We start from the raw sequence: 17,814 nt of genomic DNA on the forward strand, positions 1-17,814 counted from the left end.
CATCAGAACGGGATGCGCGCGCGTCCCGTGAACGTCCAGATCTGCGTGTTGCCGCCGATGCCACCGAGCTCGGCACCGAAGCCGATCGTGGTGCCGCTCGCCAGCCGCGCACCGATGCCGCCGGTGACGCGCGCCGACCAACCCTGGAGCAGTGGTGTCGAAGCCAGCGGCACGCCGCCCGCGGCGATGATCGCGGCCGCGTCGTCCCGGGTGAAGTAGTAGTCGGCATAGACGCCGGCATAGGGGGCCAGCAGCACGCTATCGAGCCACGGTATGGGATAGGAGACCCTGTTGCCGGCTGTGCGCAATCGCGGCGTCGGCTCGGAGATATTCGACGCTATCGAGGCGAGCGCACGCCGGCGGAGTGTCGGAGCGCTGACGCTCACGGTGCTCACGGGCAATCTGGCCGCGCGCCGGTTTTACCTGCGGCACCGATTTGCCGAGACGGGGCAGGCGGGCGCTGCGCACATCACGATGAGAAAGGATATCGGCTAGCGCGCCGACGCTTCGCGCAGGAATTTCAGGAGCGCCGCGTTGACCTCGTCGGGTCGTTCCTGCTGCACCCAATGGCCAGCGCCTTCGATGATCAGTTTTCGTGTGAGATTTGGCAGCACGCGCTCGAGTTCGTTGACGCGCTTGGCGCCGATCAGGCCGGTGATGACGGCGTCTTTCGAGCCGGCAATGAAGAGGGACGGCTGGTGGATCTGCGCATCCTGCCAGGGCGCCGTCAGCTCCCAGTTGCGGTCGAGGTTGCGATACCAGTTCAGCCCGCCGCGGAAGCCGGATTTGCGGAAGGTCTCGGTGAAGTAGGCGAGGTCGGCCTCGCTCAGCCAGTCCGGCAACGGCTCATCGGAAATCGCGTGGCCGAGAAATCCCTTGCCCTCCTGCACGAACATGGCCGCGGAGGGATCGGCAAGGCCGCGTCCGCCGAGCACGATGCGCATGGTGCGGGCGACATCGCGCTCGAGCTCGGCTTCGGCAACGCCTGGCGGCTGGAAATACTGCCAGTAGAAGTTGGTCACGCCGCCCTGACGCAGCAGGTCGAGCGGCTTGCCGCGGCCGCGGAATGGCGGCGGCACGCTCAGGCCCGCCACCGCCGTGAAGATGTCGGGGCGGAACAGCGCCGCGTGCCAGGCGACCGGCGCCCCCCAATCGTGGCCGACCACCATCGCCTTGCTCTCGCCAAGCGCCTGCACGAGGCCGACGACGTCACCGACCGTGTCGAAGATCGAATAGGCGCTCACGTCTGCCGGCGCCGCGCTCTGGCCGTAGCCGCGCATGTCGGGAGCGACGACGTGAAACCCGGCGGCCGCCAGCGCCGGGATCTGGTGGCGCCACGAATAGGACAATTCCGGCCAGCCGTGGCACAGCACCACCAGCGGTCCCTGGCCGGCCTCGCGGATGAACAGATCGATCCCATTGGCCTTGATCACGCGGGTGGAAGACATCGCTTTTCCGCCTTGTTTCAGGGGTTTGGTCGAGAAATATAAGGTGCCACGATAGGGGCGTGACGAGAATCGTGCAATCTCGGGTTCCGGCACCAGCCTCATGTTGTTCGCGCCGGTTCCAACTGTTAGAACGCCGCTCTCAGGGCTTGGCCATGGCATTTCGTCTCATTTCGCTCCGTCGCAGCCGCTTCACCTCCGGCATGCTGGTGCGCGCGCTTGTCGCCGGGCTGCTGCTCGCGAGCCTCGGTTGGTGCGGAGTGCTCTACGCTGCCAACCAGAGCGTCCAGGGCGCCAAGAAGGCGGAAGATTCCGGCTTTGACGGCGATGCCCCCACCGCGATCCTGATCGAGGCCTCCAGCGGCAGCGTGCTGTTCGAGAAGAACGCCGACGAGCTGCGCGCCCCCTCCAGCATGATGAAGCTGATGACGGTGGAAGTCGTCTTCAACGCCATCAAGAAGGGCGACATGAAGCTGACCGACGAATACCGGATCAGCGAGAACGCCTGGCGCAGGGGCGGGGCGCCGTCGGGCGGCTCGACCATGTTCGCCGCCATCAACAGCAAGGTCTCGGTCGACGATCTCCTGCACGGCGCGATCATCCAGAGCGGCAACGACGCCTGTATCGCGCTGGCCGAAGGCATCGCCGGCAACGAGAAGATCTTTGCCGCCGACTTCATGACCAAGCGTGCCAGCGAGCTCGGCATGACCAAGTCGACCTTCGGCAACTCCAACGGTCTGCCCGACCCGGGCAACAAGATGACGGTGCGCGAGCTCGGCATCCTCGCCCGCCACATCATCCTCGACTTTCCGGAGTTCTACAAACTGTTCGGCGAGAAGGAGTACACTTGGAACAAGATCCGACAGCCCAACCGCAATCCGCTGCTCAATTCGTTGGAAGGCGCTGACGGCCTGAAGACCGGCTACACCAAGGAGGGCGGTTATGGCATGGTCGGCTCGGCCGTGCAGAATGGCACGCGGCTGATCGTCGTCGTCAACGGGCTCGAAGACCCCGAGGATCGCGCCACGGAAGCCAAGAAGATGCTGGAATGGGGTTTTCGCAATTTCGAGACCCGCACGCTGATCGCGGCCGACCAGCAGGTCGGCTACGCCAAGGTGTTCGGCGGCGAGAGCCGTTCGGTGAAGCTGGTCGCCAAGACGCCCGTGAAGGTGATGGTGCACAAGAACGGCAGCGACAAGCTGATCGCGCGCGTCGTGTATAGTGGTCCGGTGCGGGCTCCGGTCGAAGCCGGCCAGAAGGTCGGTGTGGTCAAGGTCTGGCGCAGCGGCAACATCGCTGTGGAGACGCCGGTCTATGCCGCCGAGGCAGTCGGCACCGGCTCGACCATGCGCCGCGCGATCGACGGCGCCAGCGAGCTCGTGATCGGCATGTTCCGCGCGGGCGCCGAGAAGCTCTGATCATGAGTGAAAGCGCGGTACAGCGGCCGTCCGGACGCGGACGCTTCATCACCTTTGAAGGCGGCGAGGGGACTGGCAAGTCCACCCAGATCAAGAAGCTCGCCGACCGCCTCAAGGCAGCAAGGATGCGCACCCTTGTGACGCGCGAGCCGGGCGGCTCGCCGGGCGCCGAGATCATGCGCCATCTGGTGCTGTCGGGGATGGGCAAGCTGCTCGGCCCCGAAGCCGAGACGCTGCTGTTCGCGGCCGCGCGCGATGACCATGTCCACACCGTGATCGAGCCCACGCTCAAGCAGGGCATTTGGGTGCTGTGCGACCGCTTCGCCGACTCGACGCGCGCCTATCAGGGCAGCCTCGGCAGCGTTTCGCCCGGTCTGATCAACGCGATGCAGCGCGTCACGATCGGTGATCTCAAGCCGGACCTCACCATCATCCTCGACCTGCCGGTCGAGATCGGCCTCCAGCGCGCCGCCGCCCGCCGCGGCAGCGGCACGCCTGACAGGTTCGAGGGCGAGCAGCTCAGCTTCCACCAGGGCCTGCGCGAGGCCTATCGCAAGATCGCCGCGGACGAGCCTGCGCGCTGCGTGCTGATCGATGCCAATTCCGATCCGGATACGGTCGCAGGCCGCGTCTGGAACGCACTGCGCGATCGTCTCCTTCCGACGCCAGCCTCGGTGGTGTCGGCGTGAGCCCGCGTCAGGCCGAGCGCGAGACCGCCATTCCGCATCCGCGCGAGACGAGCCGTCTGTTTGGCCATCGCGAGGCCGAGACGGCGCTGCTGTCGGCCTATCGCAGCGGGCGCATTCCGCATGCCTGGCTGATCGGCGGGCCGCAGGGGATCGGCAAGGCGACGCTGGCCTACCGCATGGCGCGCTTCGTGCTGGCGCACGGCCAGCCGCTGGCGCCGACCGTGCAGCGCGCCGAAAGCCTGGCAGTCGACCCTGATGACGCCGTGGCGCGCCAGGTCGCCGCAGAGTCCCATGGCGGGCTGCTGACACTGGAGCGCACGGCGAACGACCGCGGCGTGATGCGCACCGTGATCACCGTGGACGAGACGCGCGAGACGATCTCGTTCTTCGGCTCGACGGCAGCAGCCGAAGGCTGGCGCGTCTGCATCGTCGACACCGTGGACGAGCTCAATCCGAATGCGGCCAACGCGCTTCTGAAGATTTTGGAGGAACCGCCGCAGCAATCGCTGTTCCTATTGGTCAGCCACGCGCCGGCGCGCGTGCTCGCCACAATTCAGTCACGCTGTCGCAAGCTGCGCCTGCGGCCACTCGGAACGGACGAGGTGATCAGTGCAGCTGCCGCAGCGGCCGGCCTCGCTCCAACCGATCTGGCGTTGCGCGAAGCGGCGGAGGCCTCGGAGGGCAGCGTCGCGCGGGCGCTGACGCTGCTCGGCGGCGATGCGCTGAAACTTCAGCAGCGCACGGCGGCGCTTTTGGCGCGACTTCCACAGGTCGATCCGCGCGAATTGCACACGCTCGGCGATTCGCTCGGCACCAGCGACCGCGTCGCGCTTGCGGCCTTCATCGACGGCATCGACCGCTGGATCGCGGAACGGCTGCACGCGGATGAGGCCAATGCCAACCTGAACCTGCCGCGCCTTGCGCGCCTAGCTGAGGTATGGGAAAAGATCGTCCGCGCCGCGCGCGACACCGAAACCTACAATCTGGAGCGAAAGCCCTTGGTTTTCTCGGTGTTCGGCTGGCTGGCGGACGCAACGCGCTAAGCGCAGGTTCGTTTCCAAATTTTGAGAAGCCGGTAAAGGAATTCGTCGTGGCAACGCGAGCAAAAAAATCCGTCAAGCGCAAGAGCGGCAAGAAGGCTGCGAAGAAGGCCACCAAAAAGGCCGTGAAGACGCTCGCGCGCAAAGCTGCCAAGAAGGTCAAGAAAAGCAAGAAGGCCGCCGCCAAGAAGGGCGTGAAGAAGAGCGCTGCGAAGACGGCAAGGAAGGCCGGCAAGAAGACTGCGAAGAAGCAGGTCGTCGCGAAGAAGGCTTCAAAGAAAAAGGCCGCCAAGAAAACGGCCAAGGCACCTGCGAACAAGGCACCTACGAACAAGGCACCTGCGAAGAAGGTGGCCAGGAAGGCGAGGGCAATTGCGCCGCCCGCGGCGCCGGCTGCTGTCGTCGCTCCGCCAAAGGCCGCCAGGCCGAAGGCGCCACGCGCGCCGAAGCCGGTTGCAGCTCCGCAAGCCGCAGCGCCCGCCGCGGCGCCTGCGCGCGACAACGTCTTCTACATCACGACCGCGATCGCCTATCCCAACGGTAACCCGCATATCGGCCACGCCTATGAGGCGATCGCCACCGATACGCTGGCACGCTTTGCTCGGCTCGACGGCAAGGACGTGTTCTTCCTGACCGGCACCGACGAGCATGGCCTGAAGATGATTCAGACCGCGCAGAACGAGGGCCTGACTCCGTCCGCGCTGGCGGCCCGCAACGCGGCCCGCTTCAAGGCGATGGACGAGCGGCTCAACGTGTCGTTCGATCGTTTCATCCGCACCACCGAAGAGCAGCACCACCGCTCCACCCAGGAGATCTGGCGGCGCATGGAAGCGAACGGCGACATCTATGCCGACACCTATGCGGGTTGGTACTCGGTGCGCGACGAAGCCTACTATGCCGAGGATGAGACGCGCCTGAACGACGACGGCGTGCGCCTCGGGCCGCAAGGCACGCCGGTCGAATGGGTCGAGGAGAAGAGCTACTTCTTCCGCCTGTCCGCCTATCAGGACAAGCTGCTCAAGCTGTACGCCGATAATCCCGATTTCATCGGCCCGGACTCGCGCCGCAACGAGGTGGTGAGCTTCGTCAAGGGCGGACTGCGCGATCTCTCGATCTCGCGCACCACCTTCGACTGGGGCGTCAAGGTGCCCGGCGACGAAGAGCACGTGATGTATGTCTGGGTCGACGCGCTCACCAACTACATCACCGGGGTCGGCTTCCCCGACGAAAGCGACAAGAACTGGCGCTATTGGCCGGCCGATGTGCACATCATCGGCAAGGACATCATCCGCTTCCATGCGGTGTACTGGCCGGCCTTCCTGATGTCGGCCGGCATTCCCGTGCAGAAGCGGGTCTATGCCCACGGCTTCCTGTTCAACAGGGGTGAGAAGATGTCGAAGTCGGTCGGCAATGTCGTCGATCCCTTCAACCTTGCCGACCAGTATGGTGTCGACCAGATGCGCTATTTCTTCCTGCGCGAGGTGCCGTTCGGCCAGGACGGCAACTACAACCACGAGGCCATCGTCGCGCGAATCAATGCCGATCTCGCCAACGATCTCGGCAACCTTGCGCAGCGCTCGCTGTCGATGATCGCCAAGCAACTCGGCGGCGTGCTGCCGGAGCCGGGTGAGTTCAGCGACAACGACAAGGCCATCCTGGCGATGGCCGACGGCATGATCGCAGCAAGCCGTGAGGCGATGGCGACGCAGCAGATCCATCACTGGCTCAACGCCGTATGGGCCGTGGTCGCGGAAGCCAACCGCTATTTCGCGGGCGAGGCGCCGTGGGCGCTCGCCAAGACCGATCCTGCCAGGCAGAAGACGGTGCTCTATGTCACCGCCGAGGTCGTGCGCCAGATCGCGATCCTGGCCCAGCCGGCGATGCCGACCGCTTCAGGATTGCTGCTCGGCAGCCTCGGGGTCCCCGAAGGCGAGCGCAATTTTGCGACGCTCGGCGGCGCCAAGCGCATCGCGCCCGGCTCGACGCTGCCTGCGCCGGCGCCGGCCTTCCCGCGCTACATCGAGCCGGCGGCCTAAGGCGTTCGCACGATGCTGGTGGACAGTCATTGTCATCTGGATTTTCCCGACTTTGCGGAAGATCTCGACGGGATCGTGTCGCGTGCGCGTGCCGCCGGAATCGGGCGCATGGTCACGATCTCGACACGGGTGCGTAAGCTCAATCAGCTTCTGGCCATCGCCGAGCGCTACGACGACGTCTACTGCTCGGTCGGCACCCATCCGCACAACGCGGATGAGGAGGACGGCATCGCGCCGGACGAGCTGATCGCATTGACGCAGCATCCCAAGGTCGTGGCGCTCGGCGAGGCCGGGCTCGACTATTTCTACGACAACGGCTCGCCGGAAGCGCAGGCGAGGGGCTTTCGCGCCCACATCGCGGCTGCACGCGCGACCGGCCTGCCGCTGGTGATCCACACCCGCGAGGCGGACGAGGATTGCGGCCGCATCCTGCAAGAGGAGGCGGCACGCGGATCGTTTCGCGCCGTGCTGCATTGCTACACCGGCGGGCGCGAGCTGGCGCTGAAGGCGGTATCGCTCGGCCTGTACATCGGCTTCACGGGCATCCTGACCTTCAAGAAGTCGGAGGCCCTGCGCGCGCTCGCGACCGAGTTGCCGGCTGACCGTATTCTGGTTGAAACAGACTCGCCCTATCTTGCGCCCGGCAAGTTCCGCGGCAAGCGCAACGAGCCGGCCTATGTGGTCGAGGTCGCAAAAGTGCTGGCTGAGGCGCGCGGCGTGTCGTTTGATGAGATCTCGCGCCAGACCACCGAAAACTTCTTCCGCCTGTTCTCCAAGGTGCCAGCTTGAATCCGGGAGCCGCATGACGCTGACGCTGACGATCCTGGGCTGCGGCTCCTCCGCCGGCGTGCCGCGCCCGGCGCTCGGCTGGGGCTCCTGCGATCCGAGCAATCCGAAGAACCGCCGCCGGCGCTGCTCGCTGCTGGTCGAACGGACGTCCGAGCACGGCACCACACGGATCGTGATCGACACCTCGCCAGACCTGCGCGAGCAACTGCTCTCGACCAATGTGGACCACATCGACGCGGTGTTCCTGACCCACGAGCACGCCGACCAGACCCACGGCATGGACGATCTGCGCTCGGTCGTCATGCACATGCGGCGGCGTATCCCGACCTACTTCAACCTGTCGACCGCCAAGGACATCATGGCGCGGTTCTCCTATTGCTTCATCTCGCCGGAGGGCAGCGACTATCCACCGATCTTGACCCGGCATTCGATCGAGGCCGGCGAAAGCCGGACCATCCTGGGGAAGGGTGGTGCCGTGACGATGACGGCCTTCCTGGTGCAGCACGGCGCCATTCCCGCGCTCGGCTATCGCATCGGGGACGCCGCCTACACGCCCGACCTCAACGACATCCCGCGCGAGAGTTGGGGAGCGCTGGAAAATCTCGATCTCTGGATCGTCGACGGGCTGCGCTACACCAGCCATGTCAGCCATTTCAGCATCAACGACGCGCTGTCCTGGATCGAACGTTTCAGGCCGAAGCGCGCGGTCATCACCAACATGACGGCCGATGTCGATTACGAAGCCATCCGGCAGTCGCTGCCATCGGGCGTGGTGCCGGCTTACGACGGCCTGCGGCTGGAGACGCACTGAGCGTATCCAGTGGAAATCTGCCGCGAGACGGCATGCTCCTTGCTTTCGCGAGCCGCATCGTGTTGGTCTAACGTCTCAAAGACAGACGTTGGCGGGAGGCGATAATCAGGCAAGGCCAGCATATCGCCGGGCTTGATTGCGCCGCAGTGTGAGGATGGGGGCCGCGTGGCAGGACACGGCGACGACGTAACGGCTGTCGGACTGCTCCGACGCGCTCTGGATCTGCTTTATCTTGGCGCGGGCTTTGCCGCCGGCGCCTTCCTGGTTGCGATCTTCGCCATCATGATGGTGATGTCGGTCGGGCGGCAGTTTGCGCTCAACATCCCGGCCGGAGACGATTTCGCATCCTGGTGCATGGCGGCGATGGCGTTTCTTGGCCTCGCCCACACCTTCAAACGCGGCGAGATGATCCGCGTGGGCCTGCTGCTGGAGCGCCTGCACGGGCGGACCAAGCAGGTCGCGGAGATCGTGGCGCTTGGGATTGCGACCGCCTTCATTCTGTATTTCACCCGACATGCGTTGCAGATGACGTACGACTCCTGGCGCTTCAACGACGTGGCGCAAGGCGTCGTCGCACTTCCACTCTGGATTCCCCAGCTCGGCTTTGCCGGCGGCCTCGTGATCCTGTCGATCGCGCTGATCGACGAGATGGTCAATGTCATCGCAGGCAATCGGCCGAGCTACGAGAAAGGTTCGCCCGACGAGACGCCGGACGAATTCATCGAACGCATCTCGCAGGGCGGCGGAGGTTGACCATGGCCAATCTCGGCATGATCGAGCTCTCGTTCATCCTGCTCGGCGTCATGATCCTGCTGCTCGCAAGCGGGGTCTGGATCGCGGTCTCGCTCGGGCTCGTCGGCTTCGTGGCGATGGCGCTGACCACGAGCCTGCCGCTTGGCTCGGTGCTTGCGACCACCACCTGGAGCGCAAGCTCGTCCTGGACGCTGGCCGCGCTGCCGCTGTTCATCTGGATGGGCGAGATCCTCTTCCGCACCAAATTGTCCGAGGAGATGTTCCGCGGCCTGTCGCCCTGGGTCCAGTGGCTGCCGGGACGGCTGACGCATGTGAACGTGATCGGCTGCGGCATCTTCGCGGCGGTGTCGGGCTCTTCGGCGGCGACCTGCGCGACCATCGGCAAGATCGCGCTGCCCGAGCTCGACAAGCGCGGCTACGACAAGGGCCTGAGCCTCGGCTCGCTCGCGGGCTCCGGCACGCTCGGCCTCCTGATCCCGCCCTCCATCCCGATGGTGGTCTACGCGGTCACGGCGAACGTCTCCGTGCTCCAGGTATTCCTCGGCGGCTTCCTGCCGGGCGCGCTCGTGATGGCGCTCTATTCCGGCTACATCATCATCTGGTCGCTCTTGAACCCGGACAAGATTCCGCCGCGCGATCCGCCAATGCCGTTCCGGCAGAAGCTGCGCGAGTCGGCGAGGCTTGCGCCCTGCCTGTTGCTGATCCTGGCGGTCTTCCTCTCGCTCGTGCTCGGCTTTGCGACCGCGACCGAATGCGCGGCATGGGGCGTCGCCGGCGCGCTGCTGCTGGCGTGGTGGAGCGGCACACTCACGCGCAAGAACTTCCTCGAGAGCATCATGAGCGCGACGCGTCTGACCTGCATGATCATGCTGATCCTGGCCGGCGCGGCCTATACCACGGCGGCGATGGCCTATACCGGCATTCCGGCGGCGCTCGCCACCTGGGTTCAGGGGCAGCAGCTCACACCGGGCATGCTCGCGCTCTATCTGAGCATCATGTACATCATCCTCGGCTGCCTGATCGACGGCATCTCGATGATCGTGCTGACCGCCGTGATCGTGCTGCCGATGGTCAAGCAGGCCGGTCTCGATCTGGTCTGGTTCGGCGTCTATCTCATCATCCATGTCGAGATGGCGCAGATCACGCCGCCGGTCGGCTTCAATCTGTTCGTGCTCCAGAACATGAGCGGCCGCGATACGTTCACCGTCGCGCGGGCGGCATTCCCGTTCTTTATCCTCCTGCTGGGCGCCGTGTTCATCATCACGGAGTATCCGCAGATCGTATTGCTGTTGCCTAAGCTCGCTTTCCCCGATTGATCTCAATTCGACCGTGAGGAGAAGTCCGATGAAGTCTCGTTTCGTCCGCGCAGGCCTGATCGCCGGCGCCATGCTGGTCGCAACGCCGGCCTTGGCCCAGACCAAATGGAATCTGCCGGCGGCATATCCCGCCGACAATCCGCACTCGGAGAATCTGGTCGCTTTCGCCAAGGACGTCGACGCAGCCACGTCCGGCAAGCTTCAGATCACGGTCCATCCGGGGGCCTCGCTGTTCAAGGCGCCCGACATCAAGCGCGCAGTCATGACCGGACAGGCGCAAATCGGCGAGGTACTGCTGTCGATCCACGAGAACGAGGACCCGGTGTTCGGTGTCGACGTCGTGCCGTTCCTTGCGACGAGCTTCCCGGACGCGATGAAGCTCTATCAGGCCTCCAAGCCGCTGATCACAAAGAAGCTCGATGCGCAGGGTCTCAAGCTCCTGTTCGCGGTGCCGTGGGCGCCGCAAGGCGTCTACGTCAACAAGCCGCTGGCCACGATCGAGGATATGAAGGGCCTGAAATGGCGCGCCTACAATGTCGGGACCGCGCGCATCGGCGAACTGGTCGGTGCGCAGTCGGTCACCATCCAGGCGGCCGAGCTGCCGCAGGCGCTGGCGACCGGCGTCGTGAACTCGTTCATGTCGTCGGGCGGCACGGGCTACGATGCGAAGGCCTGGGAGTCGCTGAAATATTTCTATGACGTGCAGGCCTGGATCCCGAAGGACTACACCTTTGTCAACAAGGCCGCGTTCGAGGCGCTCGACAAGCCGACCCAGGAGGCGATCCTCAAGGCCGCCGCCACCGCGGAGACGCGCGGCTGGAAGGCCTGGGAAGAGAAGGCCAATTGGTACATCGATCAGCTCAAGGCCAAGGGCATGACTGTCGCGCCGCCCAGCCCGGCGCTCAAGGCCGGTTTCCAGAAGATCGGCGAGCAACTCACGGCCGACTGGCTCAAGAAGGCCGGCGCCGACGGCCAGGCCCTGGTCGACGCCTACAGGAAGATGTGAGAGCGAGGAGAATCGCAGCGCGAGCCGGTGACGGGCCCCTTGCGCCGTCACCGATCGATGCGCCTGGTCACCAGGCGTAGCGCAGCACGGCCTTGCCGGTATAGGAGCGCATCAGGCTCGACATTTCGCTGTCGAAGTTCGCCGCGGCGGACCAGCCGTTCACGGCGCGCACCTCGATTGCGACGCCTGTCAGCATGGCGTTCGGCGCCAACGCCGTGCCGCCTGCGATAAATCCTTGGCCGGGCAGGGATTGGAACGCCGCCGGGATCGATTGGCCGGCGCTGAAGTCATGCGCCCAGGCGAGCCGTCCGCGCAGGTTCACCACGCTTCCCGGCAAGGCAAGCGATGTGCTCGTGCGCAGGCCGAGCTCGGTGCGGCTGTCGGTGAAGCTGTCGCTGCCGGGCGCGGCCGAAAACGCATTGGCGGCGCCAGGTGGCCCAGGTGGCTGCGGCGCATTGGAGGAGGAGGGCAGGCGGAAGGTGGTGACCTGCGCCGCCGCATAGGGCGTGATGCCAACCCACGGCGTGGCAAAACGATAGCCGCCTTCGAGGCGGCCAGAATAGGCGTTGGCGTTGATCGCCGCGGCGAACTGGCCGGAGCCGGCCGGCGTCACCGGGTGATCGTTGCTGATCGCCTGCCAACCGTAAGCCAGACCGGTCGAAACATAGGCTGATTCGACCGTGTGCCTGACGAAGGCGCCGGCCTGGAACAGATCGGAGCGGCCGCTCGAAAAATTGTTGGCGAAGCCGGTGCCGCCGCCGGCCAGCGCAAAGCCCATCCGGGTCTGCGGCGAGAGCGAATAATCGGCTCCGGCCACGGTACCAAAGCTGCGGCTGGCCGAGCCGGTGCCGCCGGTCGACATCTGCGAGCCGCCGAAGCCGGCCGCCCAGACGTTCCAGTGCGGACTCGCGAGCGAGGGCCGGCCGTAGATCGCTCCATAGGCCTCGCGGCCGATGCCGCCATGCGTCGGGTCGTTGCCGATATCGGCGTAGGCGGCGAGCTCTGCGTCGAGCTCGGCCGAGCCGATGCCGCGGCCGTCGATGGCGGGATCGAGCAGGGTCTGCGTGAACTGTGTCATCGCCAGGAACGTGGCCTGCGCCGTCCCGCCCTGCGAAGCGGCGTCAGAACCGCCGCCGAAGGCCTGCCGCATGCCGAACCGTGCCGCAAATCCCGGCGGCTCTGCGTTCCAGCCATAGTTCGGCTGCATGCCGCCGGCGCCGCCATTGCCAGGCGGTGCTCCGCCAAGGCCGGATGGCTGCGGGCCGCCGAACATAGGGCCGCCCATGGCGCCAAAATTGTTGCCGCCGCCAAAATTATTAAAACCGTTGCCCGGCGCGTTCGGACCTGGAGGGCCAAGATTCTCGGCGCCCCCGAACGCGCCGAACTCGCGCATAACCTGCGCGTCGGCCGCGCGCGGCAGCAGCAATCCGGCCGTCAATAGCAGCAGCGCCAGACGCGCACGTACGTCTGCGCTCAAGACACAAACCGCATGAAGCGCCCCAACCGCGCCGGACGCCGGCCGCGCAGCCCGCGCGGCGAATCAGGTGGAAGCAGCGAATCCGACGAGGCGGAATCGTAAATGTGTCTCTAATGTTTTCCAATCTTTTCCTGTCATGTCCCGATGTCGTCGAACATGCATGATCGGTTTCAGCGCGAATCGCGATGACCGCAGAGACACAACGTCAATCCGCGTCTTTACGTGATTGCGGGATATCGGCGCGGCTCAGGCCGAGATTGCCTTTGCCGAGCCGACCTCGTTGCGCAGCAGGAATTTCTGGATCTTGCCCGTGGACGTCTTCGGGATCGGCCCGAACACGACCGCCTTCGGCGTCTTGAAGCCCGACATGTGACTGCGGCAGAAGGCGATGATCTCGGCTTCGGTTGCACTGGCGCCGTCCTTCAGCTCGACGAAGGCACAGGGCACCTCGCCCCATTTCGGATCGGGCTTGGCGACGACGGCGGCGAACAGCACGGCCGGGTGCTTGTAGAGGATGTCCTCGACTTCGACCGACGAAATGTTCTCGCCGCCGGAGATGATGATGTCCTTGGCGCGGTCCTTGATGATGACATAGCCGTGCTCGTCGAGCACGCCGAGATCGCCGGTGTGAAACCAGCCGCCCTCGAAGGCTTCCTTCGTGGCCTTGTCGTTCTTGAGATAGCCCTTCATCACGATGTTGCCGCGGAACATGACCTCGCCGATGGTCTCGCCGTCGCGCGGCACCTCCTGCATGGTCTGCGGATTGATCACGGTGACGCCTTCCTCGAGCGGGTAGGGCACACCCTGCCGCCGCTTCATGCGTGCGCGTTCGGCCGGCGGAAGCTCGTCCCAGCCGGGTTGCTCGGCGCAGACGGAAGCGGGGCCATAGACTTCGGTCAGGCCGTAGACATGCGTCAGCTTGATGCCGATGTTTTCCGCGCCTTCGAGCACCGCAACCGGTGGCGCCGCGCCTGCGATCAGGCCGACGACGCGGCGGGCGACATTGCCCTTTGGCGCGTCGGGCGCATTGATCAGCGTGTTGTAGACGATCGGCGCGCCGCACATGTGGGTGACGCCGTGCTGCTTGATCAGCTCGAAGATCTTGGTCGGCTCGACCTTGCGCAGGCAGACATTGATGCCGGCTGAGGCCGCGATGGTCCAGGGGAAGCACCAGCCGTTGCAATGGAACATCGGCAACGTCCAGAGATAGACCGGATGCTGGCCGAGATTGCCGGCAAGGATGTTGCTGACGGCGTTGAGATAAGCGCCGCGATGATGGGTGACGACGCCCTTGGGATTGCCGGTCGTGCCCGAGGTGTAGCTCAGCGCGATCGCGTCCCATTCGTCCTTGGGCGGGATCGCGGCGAAGCCGGGATCGCCCTGCGCGACGGCGGCCTCATATTCCATCTCGCCGATGCGCTTGCCGCCCTTGAAGGCGGCATCGTCGACGTCGATCACGAACGGCTTCGGTCCGCTCATCTGCGCCAGCGCATCGGTAATGACGCCCGAAAACTCGGGATCGACCAGGATGATCTTGGCCCCGCCATGATCGAGCTGGAACGCGATCGAAGGTGCATCGAGGCGGATGTTGAGCGCGTTGAGCACGGCGCCGGTCATCGGCACCGCGAAGTGCACCTCGTTCATCGCCGGGATGTTCGGCAGCATTGCCGCGACGGTGTCGCCAACGCCGATGCCCTTGCCTGCGAGGTAAGACGCAAAGCGCCGGCAGCGTTCGTAGGTCTGCGCCCAGGTGAAGCTGCGGCCTTCATAGACCGTGCTGACGTGATCGGGATAGACCGCGGCGCTGCGCGCGAGGAAGCTCAGCGGACTCAGCGGCACGTAATTGGCGGGCGTCTTGTCGAGGCCGATATTGTACGGGTTCTGCCGCTTGCTCATCGACACCCTCCTCAAAGCGCTTCAAAGAAATCCGATCGAGATCCAGGGGAAGATCGCGACGATGATCAATCCCACCAGCAGCGCCAGCAGATAGCCCCAGATCGGCCTGATGCCTTCGGCCGGGTCGACGCGTCCGATGGCGCAGGCGGCATAATAGCCGACGCCGAAGGGCGGGGCGAATAGCCCGATACCCATGGCCAGAATGATCACCATCGCATAGTGCACCTCATGCACACCGACGGCGCGGGCGATCGGAAACAGCAGCGGCCCGAACAGCACGATCGCCGGGATGCCCTCCAGCACGCTGCCGAGGATGGTGAAGGCCAGGATGGACACGGCGATGAAGGTCGCCGAGCCGCCCGGCAATCCCGTCATGGCCGCCGCCAGCGAGCGCGAGAAGCCGGATTGGGTCAGGCCCCAGGCCATACCGGTGGCGGTGCCGATGATCAGGAGGATGGCGCCGGACAGCGCCGCGGTCTCGACCAGCATCGGAAACAGCCGCCGCCAGTCGAAGCGGCGGTAGACCAGGAGGCCGACCAGCGCGCCGTAGACGATGCCGATGGTGGAGACCTCGGTGGCCGTGGCGATGCCCTCGACCACGGCGTAGCGGATCACGAAGGGCAGCGCGAGCGCGGGCAGGGCGACGACGAAGGTCTTGCCGATCTCGCTGCCCGTGGCACGCCGGACATGGCTCATGTCCTCGTGGCGGTAGCGCCACCACACCAGCATGCAGAGCGTGATCGCGAGCACGACGCCGGGCAGCAGGCCGCCAGTGAACAGCGCCGCGATCGAGACGCCGGTGACCGAGCCGATCGTGATCAGCACGAGGCTCGGCGGGATGGTCTCGGTCTGGGCCCCCGTGGCCGCAAGAAGCGCGACGAGGTCGCCGGGGCGGGCGCCACGCTGTTTCATCTCCGGGAACAGCACGGGCGCAACCGCGGCCATGTCCGCGGCCTTGGCGCCGGATATGCCGGAGACCAGGTACATGGCGCCGACCAGCACGTAATGCAGGCCGCCGCGGACATGCCCCAGCAGGCTCGCCAGGAACGCCACCATGGCCCGCGCCATGCCGGTCATCTCGATCAGCAGGCCCAAAAACACGAATAGCGGCACCGAGAGCAGGATGAGATGGCTCATGCCCTCGTCCATCCGCCCGATCAGCACCATGACCGGCGTGCGCGTGGTCAGCGCCAGATAGCCGAAGATCGCGAGGCCAAAGCCGAACGCAATGGGAACGCCGGCAAAGACGCAGAAGCCGGCGACGCCGACGAAGAAGATCACCAGGTTGAGATTGCCGAGCGGCCGCAGATAAGGCTGCGCCAGCCAGAACAGACCGACGACGACGGCAACGGAGATCACGGCCGTCAGCACCATGCGGTAGTCGGCGGCGCGCAGCAGCCGCAGCAGCGCGAACGCCGCCATCAGGCAGATGCCCGCCGGCAGCGCCGCGGCACGCCAGATGTTCGAGATCTGGAGCGCCGGCGTGGTGATGAAGCTTTCCTCATAGGCGTAGTCGCAGGACGGCCAGACGATCAGCGCCAGAAACGCCAGCGCCGCAGCGGTCGCGACCAGATCGAGATAGGCCCGCATCGCAGGCTTGGCACTCGCGACGATTGCGGTCATGCGCATGTGCTCGGAGCGGCGGAATGCGACCGCCGCGCCCAGCATGGCCAGCCACAGGAACAGGATCGAGGCGAGCTCGTCCGACCAGATCAGCGGCCGATGCAGGCCGTAGCGCGCGACCACGCCGGCAAACAGGATCACGATCTCGGCGACCACCAGCGTCGCGGCCGGGATTTCGACGGCGAGGCCGAGGACGCGCTCGAGCGATGCCAGCAGTGAGGATCGGCGAGGGGACTGAACAGCCACCTCGCCCGCCACTTCGGTCACCTCAACCTCGATATGAGCCATGACGGCCCCAACGCGTTACGAGAGCTTGCCGACGGCCTTCTCCAGGAGGTCCCAGGCCTGATCGCCATATTTGCCTTTCCACTCGGCATAGAAGCCGGCGGTCCGCAGCTTGTCGCGGAACGGGCCGACCGTGGGCTGGTTGAAGGTCAGGCCCTTGGCCGCGAGCTCCTGCTGGAGGTTGGCATTGAGCTTGGCGGTATCCTCGCGCTCCTTGACCGCGGCGGCATTGATGTTCTTGGCGACGATGGTGCGCACATCCTCCGGCAGCGCGCTCCAGGCGCGGCGATTGGCCAGGAACCAGAAGCCGTCCCACATGTGGTTGGTCAGCGAGCAGTATTTCTGCACCTCGTAGAGCTTTGCGGTCGAGATGATCGCCAGCGGGTTTTCCTGGCCCTCGACGATCTTGGTCTGGAGCGCGGAATAGACCTCGCTGAAATTGATCGAGGCGGGCGCTGCATCGAACGCCTTGAACATCGAGGTCCACAGCGGCGACACCGGCACGCGGATCTTGAAGCCCTTGAGGTCGTCGGGACCGGTGATCGGCTTGGACGACGACGTGGTCTGGCGGAAGCCGTTGTCCCAGATCTTGTCCATGACCTCCAGGCCGGCCTTCTTGATCTCGCCGCGGACGAAGCCGCCGAGATCGCCGTCCATGGCCTTCCAGACCGTGTCGTAGTCCGGGAACGCGAAGCCGATGCCGTTGATGGAGGCCGCCGGTACCAGGGTCGACAGGATCAGGCCCGACAGCGTGAAGAACTCGACGCCGCCGGAGCGGATCTGGCTCAGCATGTCGGTGTCGGAGCCAAGCTGGTTGTTCGGGAATATCTGGAGATCGAACTTGCCGTTCGTCTCGCTCTTGATCGCCGCCGCCATCTCCTTGGCGCGCACGTTCAGCGGATGGGTGTCCGGCAGGTTATTGGCGTATTTGTAGCTGAACTCGGCGCTCTGGGCGCGGGCTACATGGGGCGCACCGAGGCCGCCCAGGACCGCGGTCGCGGCGGAGGCCTTGAGAAGCGTGCGTCGGGAAAAGCTCATGGGTCTGCTTCCTCGGAAGGTTTGTTGTTGTTCTGAGATGCAGACCTATACGGAGGTCACGTCGGAAGGTCATCTGCGATCTCGCGAAGCCTCGCTTATTGCAGCCGGACCACGTCACGGCAATCGGCTTTCGGTACATGGAGCCGGATTCAAAAACGCGAAAAACAACCCCATGCACAGTAGCCGTCAAGA

The 17,814-nt window shown here is 65.3% G+C and carries 16 protein-coding genes; 10 read left to right on the forward strand and 6 right to left on the reverse strand.

The features are described from left to right. Positions 1–2: 2 nt before the first annotated feature. The gene (locus XI09_RS05925; RefSeq protein WP_271566034.1) at positions 3–308 is read right to left on the reverse strand and encodes a hypothetical protein; all 306 of its coding nucleotides are present in this window, start codon (positions 306–308) and stop codon (positions 3–5) included. Here XI09_RS05925 and XI09_RS05930 point away from each other — a divergent pair. Then, a complete protein-coding gene (locus tag XI09_RS05930; RefSeq protein ID WP_271566075.1) occupies positions 301–495 on the forward strand; it encodes a GNAT family N-acetyltransferase in 195 nt (64 codons plus the stop codon). The two genes, XI09_RS05925 and XI09_RS05930, sit on opposite strands and share 8 nt — an antisense overlap. Here the strand turns inward: XI09_RS05930 and XI09_RS05935 are convergent. Next, complete coding sequence (locus XI09_RS05935) at positions 492–1,448, reverse strand: alpha/beta fold hydrolase (protein ID WP_271566035.1); 957 nt, start codon at positions 1,446–1,448, stop codon at positions 492–494. The genes XI09_RS05930 and XI09_RS05935 overlap by 4 nt on opposite strands. 152 nt (positions 1,449–1,600) lie before the next feature. On the opposite strand from XI09_RS05935, the gene XI09_RS05940 reads away from it, so the two are divergent. The 9 genes from XI09_RS05940 to XI09_RS05980 all read left to right on the forward strand — a co-directional run bounded on the left by XI09_RS05940 (position 1,601) and on the right by XI09_RS05980 (position 11,303). Next, positions 1,601–2,863, forward strand: a complete 1,263-nt coding sequence (locus XI09_RS05940; protein WP_271566036.1) for a D-alanyl-D-alanine carboxypeptidase family protein — start codon at positions 1,601–1,603, stop codon at positions 2,861–2,863. A 2-nt stretch (positions 2,864–2,865) separates the two neighbouring features. Then, positions 2,866–3,552 (forward strand): dTMP kinase, encoded by a 687-nt coding sequence (gene tmk / locus XI09_RS05945; protein WP_271566037.1) that lies wholly within the window; start codon positions 2,866–2,868, stop codon positions 3,550–3,552. Beyond that, positions 3,549–4,595: a DNA polymerase III subunit delta' gene (locus XI09_RS05950; RefSeq protein ID WP_271566038.1), complete on the forward strand. Its 1,047-nt coding sequence runs from the start codon at positions 3,549–3,551 to the stop codon at positions 4,593–4,595. Before tmk ends, XI09_RS05950 begins: the two co-directional genes overlap by 4 nt. Positions 4,596–4,642: 47 nt before the next feature. Then, positions 4,643–6,628, forward strand: coding sequence for a methionine--tRNA ligase (metG, locus tag XI09_RS05955; RefSeq protein WP_271566039.1), 1,986 nt, complete (start codon positions 4,643–4,645; stop codon positions 6,626–6,628). Between the two features lie 12 nt (positions 6,629–6,640). Next, positions 6,641–7,417, forward strand: coding sequence for a TatD family hydrolase (locus XI09_RS05960; protein WP_271566040.1), 777 nt, complete (start codon positions 6,641–6,643; stop codon positions 7,415–7,417). Between the two features lie 13 nt (positions 7,418–7,430). Next, on the forward strand, positions 7,431–8,228 hold the full coding sequence (locus XI09_RS05965; RefSeq protein ID WP_271566041.1) for an MBL fold metallo-hydrolase: 798 nt from the start codon (positions 7,431–7,433) through the stop codon (positions 8,226–8,228). 165 nt (positions 8,229–8,393) lie between these two features. Continuing rightward, positions 8,394–8,981: a TRAP transporter small permease gene (locus XI09_RS05970; protein ID WP_271566042.1), complete on the forward strand. Its 588-nt coding sequence runs from the start codon at positions 8,394–8,396 to the stop codon at positions 8,979–8,981. Positions 8,982–8,983: 2 nt separating this feature from the next. Further along, positions 8,984–10,297, forward strand: coding sequence for a TRAP transporter large permease (locus XI09_RS05975; protein WP_271566043.1), 1,314 nt, complete (start codon positions 8,984–8,986; stop codon positions 10,295–10,297). A gap of 28 nt (positions 10,298–10,325) precedes the next feature. Beyond that, entirely contained in the window at positions 10,326–11,303 is a 978-nt protein-coding gene (locus XI09_RS05980) for a TRAP transporter substrate-binding protein (RefSeq protein WP_271566044.1), read from the forward strand. Positions 11,304–11,370: 67 nt separating this feature from the next. On the opposite strand, the gene XI09_RS05985 is transcribed toward XI09_RS05980, so the two are convergent. The 4 genes from XI09_RS05985 to XI09_RS06000 all read right to left on the reverse strand — a co-directional run bounded on the left by XI09_RS05985 (position 11,371) and on the right by XI09_RS06000 (position 17,622). Then, positions 11,371–12,780, reverse strand: coding sequence for an autotransporter outer membrane beta-barrel domain-containing protein (locus tag XI09_RS05985; RefSeq protein WP_271566045.1), 1,410 nt, complete (start codon positions 12,778–12,780; stop codon positions 11,371–11,373). Positions 12,781–13,026: 246 nt separating this feature from the next. After that, positions 13,027–14,676, reverse strand: a complete 1,650-nt coding sequence (locus XI09_RS05990; RefSeq protein ID WP_271566046.1) for an acyl-CoA synthetase — start codon at positions 14,674–14,676, stop codon at positions 13,027–13,029. A gap of 21 nt (positions 14,677–14,697) precedes the next feature. Then, on the reverse strand, positions 14,698–16,587 hold the full coding sequence (locus XI09_RS05995) for a TRAP transporter large permease (RefSeq protein WP_271566047.1): 1,890 nt from the start codon (positions 16,585–16,587) through the stop codon (positions 14,698–14,700). 15 nt (positions 16,588–16,602) lie between these two features. Next, complete coding sequence (locus XI09_RS06000) at positions 16,603–17,622, reverse strand: TRAP transporter substrate-binding protein (RefSeq protein ID WP_271566048.1); 1,020 nt, start codon at positions 17,620–17,622, stop codon at positions 16,603–16,605. Between the last annotated feature and the right edge of the window lie 192 nt (positions 17,623–17,814).

Origin of the sequence: Bradyrhizobium sp. CCBAU 11386, from assembly GCF_028128955.1 — a bacterium.
In the GTDB taxonomy this organism is placed as follows: domain Bacteria; phylum Pseudomonadota; class Alphaproteobacteria; order Rhizobiales; family Xanthobacteraceae; genus Bradyrhizobium.